This window comes from Allobosea sp. FBZP-16 (genome assembly GCF_002831785.1).
Taxonomy (GTDB): domain Bacteria; phylum Pseudomonadota; class Alphaproteobacteria; order Rhizobiales; family Beijerinckiaceae; genus Allobosea; species Allobosea lupini.
Genome location: NZ_LNCQ01000052.1, coordinates 118057 through 124914, shown reverse-complemented (window position 1 = coordinate 124914; position 6858 = coordinate 118057). Strand labels below are relative to the sequence as shown.

8 protein-coding genes and 1 riboswitch are annotated in these 6858 nt (G+C 68.6%); all 8 genes read left to right on the top strand.

Features of this window, described 5'->3' with window-relative positions:
- Positions 1-1046: OmpA family protein (locus CXY91_RS26325; RefSeq protein WP_248307646.1), on the top strand; the 1046-nt coding region annotated here is incomplete at its 5' end.
- A gap of 123 nt (positions 1047-1169) precedes the next feature.
- A complete protein-coding gene (locus CXY91_RS26320) occupies positions 1170-1457 on the top strand; it encodes a hypothetical protein (RefSeq protein WP_100964741.1) in 288 nt (95 codons plus the stop codon).
- A gap of 69 nt (positions 1458-1526) precedes the next feature.
- Positions 1527-1727, top strand: coding sequence for a hypothetical protein (locus tag CXY91_RS26315; RefSeq protein WP_100964739.1), 201 nt, complete (start codon positions 1527-1529; stop codon positions 1725-1727).
- Positions 1728-1831: 104 nt separating this feature from the next.
- Positions 1832-1936: riboswitch (TPP riboswitch) on the top strand.
- A 78-nt stretch (positions 1937-2014) separates the two neighbouring features.
- A complete protein-coding gene (thiC, locus tag CXY91_RS26310; protein ID WP_100964737.1) occupies positions 2015-3892 on the top strand; it encodes a phosphomethylpyrimidine synthase ThiC in 1878 nt (625 codons plus the stop codon).
- 5 nt (positions 3893-3897) lie between these two features.
- Positions 3898-4899, top strand: coding sequence for a glycine oxidase ThiO (gene thiO, locus CXY91_RS26305; protein ID WP_100964735.1), 1002 nt, complete (start codon positions 3898-3900; stop codon positions 4897-4899).
- On the top strand, positions 4868-5065 hold the full coding sequence (gene thiS / locus CXY91_RS26300) for a sulfur carrier protein ThiS (protein WP_100964733.1): 198 nt from the start codon (positions 4868-4870) through the stop codon (positions 5063-5065). The genes thiO and thiS overlap by 32 nt, the downstream gene beginning before the upstream one ends.
- A 3-nt stretch (positions 5066-5068) precedes the next feature.
- Entirely contained in the window at positions 5069-5839 is a 771-nt protein-coding gene (locus CXY91_RS26295) for a thiazole synthase (protein ID WP_100964731.1), read from the top strand.
- Positions 5840-5853: 14 nt separating this feature from the next.
- Positions 5854-6825, top strand: coding sequence for a HesA/MoeB/ThiF family protein (locus CXY91_RS26290; protein WP_100964729.1), 972 nt, complete (start codon positions 5854-5856; stop codon positions 6823-6825).
- The last annotated feature ends 33 nt before the right edge of the window (positions 6826-6858 follow it).

Sequence of the window (6858 nt, the reverse complement as noted above, 5' to 3'; positions counted from 1 at the left end):
CGCCCGGACAGGTCCAGCCGCAGCCCGGTGCGCCAGGCCAGCCCGCGCCTGACCGACAGGGCCGGCGCGGCGGCATCGGCCTCGGTGGCGCGGCCGCGATCGGTCTCGGCGCCGCCGCGATCGGCGGCATCATGGCGACGCAGGGCGCGAATCGGCTCGACGACATCCGCAGCCGGCGGCAGGAGACGCGCGAGGGCGACGTCACCATCATCCGCGAGCCCGGCCGCACCATCATCCGCGGCGACGACGATCGCGTCATCATCCGCCGCGACGAGACGCAGCGCTTCCGCGATCTCGGCCTCGACACCCGCAGCGAGCGACGCGGCGAGGAGACCGTTACGATCTATGATCGCCCGGACGGCACGCAGATCGTCACGGTGACCGATGCCGAGGGCCGGCTGATCCGCCGCTCGCGGCGCGAGCGCGACGGCGGCGAATTCGTCATCATCGACAATGTCCGCCGCGACGGGCCGCAGGCCCGCTTCGCCGAGGAGGTCGTCGAGTTGCCGCCGCCGCCGCTGCGCATCCCGCGCGAGCGCTACATCGTCGATGCCGAACGCGCCGACGAGCGGCTGATCTACGAGACGATCACCGCGCCGCCGGTCGCGCCGGTGCCGCGCCGCTATACGCTGGACGAGGTCCGCTACTCGCCCGATCTGCGCGCCCATATGCGCAGCGTCGACATCGATACGATCAACTTCGACTCCGGCTCCTGGACGGTCACACCTGATCAGGCCGGGCGCCTGCGGGTCATCGCCGACGCGGTACGCCAGGCGGTCGAGCGCGCGCCCAACGAGGTCTTCCTGGTCGAGGGCCATACCGACGCGGTCGGCACCGATGTCGACAACCTCTCGCTGTCGGATCGGCGGGCGCAATCCGTCGCCGAGATACTGACCCGCGATTTCGGCATCCCGGCCGAGAACCTGACGACGCAGGGCTATGGCGAGCAGTACCTGAAGATCCAGACACAGGGTGATTCCCGCGAAAACCGGCGCGTGACGCTGCGCCGAATCACGCCGCTGCTCACTGGACAGAACCAGCAGTGACGCAGGCCGGGGCGGCTCCGGCCGCTCCGGCTTTTGTGATCGGCAACCCGGAACAATCCCCACGTCGCTCCGGTTCCTCCCGCAGGCGGGCTCGCCTCGCGCCTGCCTGACTGGAGGAATGCCATGCGCAAGAACTCATGGATTCTGCTCGGATTGCTCGCCATGGGGCTGCTGGGGGCGGAAGCCGCTGCCGCTCAGTCCGTTCCGTCGGAGACGCAGCGTCAGCGCGCACCCGGCGTGCCGATGTCGCCGAATGCGGGCGAGGTTCAGAAGCTCGAGCCGCGCTCCGATCGCGTCGAGGCGCGGCGCGAGCGGCAGCAGCTTGCACGCGATCGTTCCGGCCCGCCGGAACCGAACCGCGAGATTCCGATGCCGAAGCCGGTGCCTTCGATCATCGCACCGACTCGTTAGAGCTCGCCGCTTCGGGTTTAGATTCGGGTAAGGCTCGCCGCCTATGGTCCGCGACGAGGAGCCATGCCCATGAGCGAGATGTCGGTCGCGATCGCCCAGAGCCTGATCAGCATGAAGTCGGCTGCGACGCAGCAGGCGCTGCAGCTGGAAATGGTCAAGCAGAACGCCGATTCCGACCAGGCGCTGGTCGCCCTGCTGCAGCAGGCATCCGAGCAGCAGCAGGCGATGCTCCCTGCCGGCCAGGGCGGCAATCTCGACATCACCGCCTGATTTTTTCGATCCCGCCAGCTGTGTTGTCTCCTGCGCATGGCAGCGCGGCGTTTGATCGTGCTCCTTTGCCGGTTGCGCCGAGGTCGCGACGGTTCTAACCTCCGCCTCGTTCCGAGGGGTGCTCGATAAGAGCTGAGATGGCCTGACGGCCGAACCCATCGAACCTGATCCGGGTCATACCGGCGGAGGGACTGGAACGCGGCTGCGCCACAAGTGCATCCGCAGACAGCGACTGGACCGTCAGACGCCCCGGATCTCCTGAACCTGACAGGGAGGAGATCCTAAAGATGAACGCCCACACCAAGCCGCAGAAGAACAGCGTCAAGGCCGCACCGCAGACGGTGACCACCGGCCCGATCATCGGCTCGCGCAAGATCTATGTCGCCGCGCCCGAGCATCCCGACATGCGCGTGCCCTTCCGCGAGGTCGTGCTGACCACCGACGCCGAGCCGCCGGTGCGCATCTACGACCCTTCAGGCCCCTATACCGAGACCGATGCGAAGATCGACCTCAACGCCGGCTTGGTGCAGCCGCGCCGCGCCTGGCTCGATGCGCGCGGCTTCGAGACGGTGCCCGGCCGCGCCGTCACTGCCGCCGACAACGGCAATATCTCGGCCGAGCAGCTCGTTCCCGCCTGCCCGGCGCAGCGCCCGATCCTCGAGGCCAGGGCCGGCCAGATGGCGACCCAGTACGAGTTCGCCAAAGCCGGCATCGTCACCCCCGAGATGATCTACGTTGCCCATCGCGAGAATCTCGGTCGCGCCGCCATGCTGGACGGTGCCCGCGAGCGCCATGCCGATGGCGAGAGCTTCGGCGCCTCGGTCCCGGAATTCGTCACGCCGGAATTCGTCCGCGACGAGATCGCCCGCGGCCGCGCCATCATCCCCGCCAACATCAACCACCCCGAACTGGAGCCGATGGCGATCGGCCGCAATTTCCTGGTCAAGATCAACGCCAATATCGGCAATTCGGCCGTGACCTCGGGCGCCGCCGAGGAGGTCGAGAAGCTGGTCTGGGCGATCCGCTGGGGCGCCGACACGGTCATGGATCTCTCCACGGGGCGCAACATCCACAACATCCGCTCCTGGATACTCAGAAACTCGCCGGTCCCGATCGGCACCGTGCCGATCTACCAGGCGCTGGAGAAGGTCGGCGGCGATCCGATCAAGCTCGACTGGGAGGTGTTCAAGGACACGCTGATCGAGCAGGCCGAGCAGGGCGTCGACTATTTCACCATCCATGCCGGCGTAAGGTTGCCCTATGTGCCGCTGACTGCCAGCCGCGTCACCGGCATCGTCTCGCGCGGCGGCTCGATCATGGCGCGCTGGTGCCTGGCGCATCACAAGGAGAGCTTCCTCTACGAGCGCTTCGACGAGATCTGCGAGATCATGCGGCGCTACGACGTCTCCTTCTCGCTCGGCGACGGCCTGCGCCCCGGCTCGATCGCCGACGCCAACGACCGCGCCCAGTTCGCCGAGCTGGAGACGCTGGGCGAGCTCACCAAGGTCGCCTGGGACAAGGGCTGCCAGGTGATGATCGAGGGCCCCGGCCATGTGCCGATGCACAAGATCAAGGAGAACATGGACAAGCAGTTGCGCGAATGCGGCGAAGCGCCGTTCTATACGCTCGGACCGCTGACCACCGACATCGCGCCGGGCTACGATCACATCACGTCGGGCATCGGCGCGGCGATGATCGGCTGGTTCGGCTGCGCCATGCTTTGCTATGTCACGCCGAAGGAGCATCTCGGCCTGCCCGATCGCGACGACGTCAAGACTGGCGTCATCACCTATCGGATCGCCGCCCATGCCGCCGACCTCGCCAAGGGCCATCCGGCGGCCAAGCTCAGGGACGACGCGCTCTCGCGCGCCCGCTTCGACTTCCGCTGGGAGGACCAGTTCAACCTGGCGCTCGATCCCGACACGGCCCGCGCCTTCCATGACGAGACGCTGCCGAAGGACGCCCACAAGGTCGCGCATTTCTGCTCGATGTGCGGGCCGAAATTCTGCTCGATGAAGATCACCCAGGATCTGCGCGCGGAGGTGCAGGCGATGGGCGACAATGAGCGCGCGGCGCTCGAAGCCATGGCTTCCCAGGGGATGGCGGAAAAGTCGCAGGAGTTCCTGAAGCAGGGCGGCAATCTCTATCTGCCGGCGGCGGAGTAGCGACCATGCGTGTCGCTGTGATCGGGGCCGGCGTCGCTGGCCTCGTGACGGCGCTTGAGCTGGCCAAGCGGGGCATCTCGGTCAGCGTGTTCGAACGCGGTGCTGCGCTCGGCGAGCAGGCCTGCTCCTGGGCGGCCGGCGGCATGCTGGCACCCTGGTGCGAGCGCGAGAGCGCCGAAGAGGCTGTCGTCACTTTGGGCCGGCAGGCGCTCGACTGGTGGCCGCGCCATTATGCCGGCACGCTCGCCCAAGGCACGCTCGTGCTCGCTCCGGCGCGCGATGCCGGCGAGCTGACGCGCTTCTCGGCCCGGACATCCGGATACGAACGGCTCGACGCCGAGGGCGTCGCTGCGCTGGAGCCCGATCTCGCCGGCCGCTTCCGGCAGGGCCTGTTCTTCGCGCAGGAGGCTCATCTCGATCCGCGCCGCGCGATGGCGGCTCTAGTCGAGGCGCTGCAGGCGGCCGGCGTGCCGATCCACTACGGCGTCGAGGCAGACGAGGCGGCGCTCGATGCCGACCGCATCATCGATTGCCGTGGCCTCACGGCACGCGACCGTCTGGGCGCATTGCGCGGCGTCCGCGGGGAGATGCTGGTGCTGCGCACGGACGAGATCAGGCTGAGCCGCCCGGTCCGGCTGCTGCATCCGCGCATTCCGCTGTATGTCGTGCCGCGCTCCGACGGGCATTTCATGATCGGCGCGACGATGATCGAGAGCGATGATCGCCGTCAGGTCAGCGCCCGCTCGGCGATCGAACTGCTCAGCGCCGCCTATGCGCTGCATCCGGCGCTCAGTGAGGCCGAGATCGTCGAATTGCGCGCCGATGTCCGCCCGGCCTTTCCCGACAACCTGCCGGGGATCGTCGAGGATGGCCGGACCTTACGCGTCAACGGCCTGTTCCGCCATGGCTTCCTGCTCTCGCCGGCTCTGGCCGGGCAGGTGGCCGATCGTCTCCTCGCATCAAGGGAGCTGCCCGATGCGCATCATCGTCAACGGCGACACGCGTGAGGTCGCCACCCCCGTTCTGGCCGAGGTGCTGGCCGAATTGGGCTATGCCGGCGCGGTCGTCGCCACGGCCGTGAACGAGTCGTTCGTGCCCACCGGTGCGCGGGCGCGGACGATTCTCGCGGACGGTGATCGGCTCGAGATCCTCGCGCCAATGCAGGGAGGCTGAGCGATGGAGTTCTATGGCTTCACCCCGCGTTCGCGCCTCTTTCTGGGCACGGCGCAATATCCTTCGCCGGCCGTGCTGCAGCGAGCGGTCGAAGCGGCCGGCGTCGACGTCGTCACGGTCTCGCTGCGGCGCGAGGCCGGGCGACTTGGCGGCGGCCAGGATTTCTGGGCATTGATCCGCGGCCTCGGCGTCAGGGTTCTGCCGAACACCGCCGGCTGCCACTCGGTGAAGGAAGCGGTGACGACGGCGCAGATGGCGCGCGAGGTTTTTGGTACGCCCTGGATCAAGCTGGAGGTGATCGGGGAGGCCGACACGCTCCAGCCCGATGTCTTCGGGCTGGTCGAGGCGGCCCGCATCCTCTGCGCAGAGGGCTTCGCGGTCTTCCCCTATATGACCGAGGACCTCGTCGTGGCCGAGCGGCTGGTCGAGGCCGGCTGCCGGGTGCTGATGCCCTGGGGCGCGCCGATCGGTACCGGCAAGGGCCTGAACAACCCCTATGGCCTGAGGGCGCTGCGGGCGCATTTCCCCGATGTCGCGCTCATCGTCGACGCCGGCATCGGCCTGCCCTCGCATGCGGCCGCGGCGATGGAACTCGGCTACGACGCGGTGCTGCTCAACACCGCCGTGGCCAAGGCCGGCGATCCCGCCGCGATGGCAGTCGCCTTCGCCCGCGCCGTCGAGGCCGGACGCCTCGCCTTCGAAGCCGGGCCGATGGAGCCGCGCGACATGGCTGCGCCATCGACGCCGGTGCTCGGCCGCGCCTTGCTCGGCTGACCAGGGAGGGAGCCATGACCGAACGCTATGCCCGCCAGATCGTCATGCCGGAGATCGGCCCCGAGGGACAGGCGCGGCTGGCGCGCACGCGCATCCTCGTCGTCGGCGCAGGCGGCCTCGGCTGTCCCGTATCGTCCTATCTCGTCGGCGCCGGTATCGGCCGCTTGCTGCTGGCCGATCCCGACCGCGTCGAGGAGAGCAATCTGCACCGCCAGCCGCTCTACCGTATGGGCGACGTCGGACGGCCGAAGGTCGAGGCGGCGCGCGAGGCGCTCGCCGCATACAATCCCGGCGTAGAGGTCGAAGCGCTGGCGCTCAGGCTCGCGCCCGACAACGTCACGGAACTGGTGGCGCGTGTCGATATCGTCGTCGATGCCGCCGACAGTTTCGCTGCGACCTATGTTCTGAGCGACGCCTGCTGCGAGGCCGGCAAGCCGCTGATCAGCGCCTCGATCGTCGGCACCGCCGGCTATGTCGGCGCCTTCTGCGGTGGCGGGCCGAGCTATCGCGCCGTCTTCCCGGAAATGCCGGCCCGCGCCGCCGATTGCGCCACGGCCGGTGTGCTCGGCCCGGCCGTCGCCACCCTCGGCCTGCTGCAGGCACAGATAGCCTTGCTGCTGGCGCTTGGGCTGGAGCCGTCACCGCTCGGTCGCGTGATCAGCTTCGACGCACGCCGCCTGGGCTTCGGCGGCTTCTCCTTCGCCGGGGCGCCGGAGCCGCTTTCGGGTTCTTTTCCCTTCATTGCGCCCTCGCAGCTGTCGGCCAGTGATATCGTGGTCGAGCTACGCGGTGTCGAGGAGGCACCTGTTGCAGCCGCTCCGGATGCGATCAGGCTGACGGTCGATGAGATAGACCGGCTGTCGCTGAATGACGCTGAGGGCCGGCGCGTGGTGCTCTGCTGTCGCAGTGGTATCAGGGCGGCGCGAGCGGCCGGTCGGCTCGCCGCGCGCGGCACCACCGACCTTGCCCTGATGGCGCTGGGCTAGATTCTGTCCATATCCCTTGGCGAGCCCGATGGA

Excerpts from the sequence above, each read along its gene's own strand:
- CXY91_RS26320 (WP_100964741.1), top strand. The coding sequence starts at position 1,170 with ATGCGCAAGAACTCATGGATTCTGCTCGGATTGCTCGCCATGGGGCTG.
- CXY91_RS26315 (WP_100964739.1), top strand. The coding sequence starts at position 1,527 with ATGAGCGAGATGTCGGTCGCGATCGCCCAGAGCCTGATCAGCATGAAG.
- thiC (WP_100964737.1), top strand. The coding sequence starts at position 2,015 with ATGAACGCCCACACCAAGCCGCAGAAGAACAGCGTCAAGGCCGCACCG.
- thiO (WP_100964735.1), top strand. The coding sequence starts at position 3,898 with ATGCGTGTCGCTGTGATCGGGGCCGGCGTCGCTGGCCTCGTGACGGCG.
- thiS (WP_100964733.1), top strand. The coding sequence starts at position 4,868 with ATGCGCATCATCGTCAACGGCGACACGCGTGAGGTCGCCACCCCCGTT.
- CXY91_RS26295 (WP_100964731.1), top strand. The coding sequence starts at position 5,069 with ATGGAGTTCTATGGCTTCACCCCGCGTTCGCGCCTCTTTCTGGGCACG.
- CXY91_RS26290 (WP_100964729.1), top strand. The coding sequence starts at position 5,854 with ATGACCGAACGCTATGCCCGCCAGATCGTCATGCCGGAGATCGGCCCC.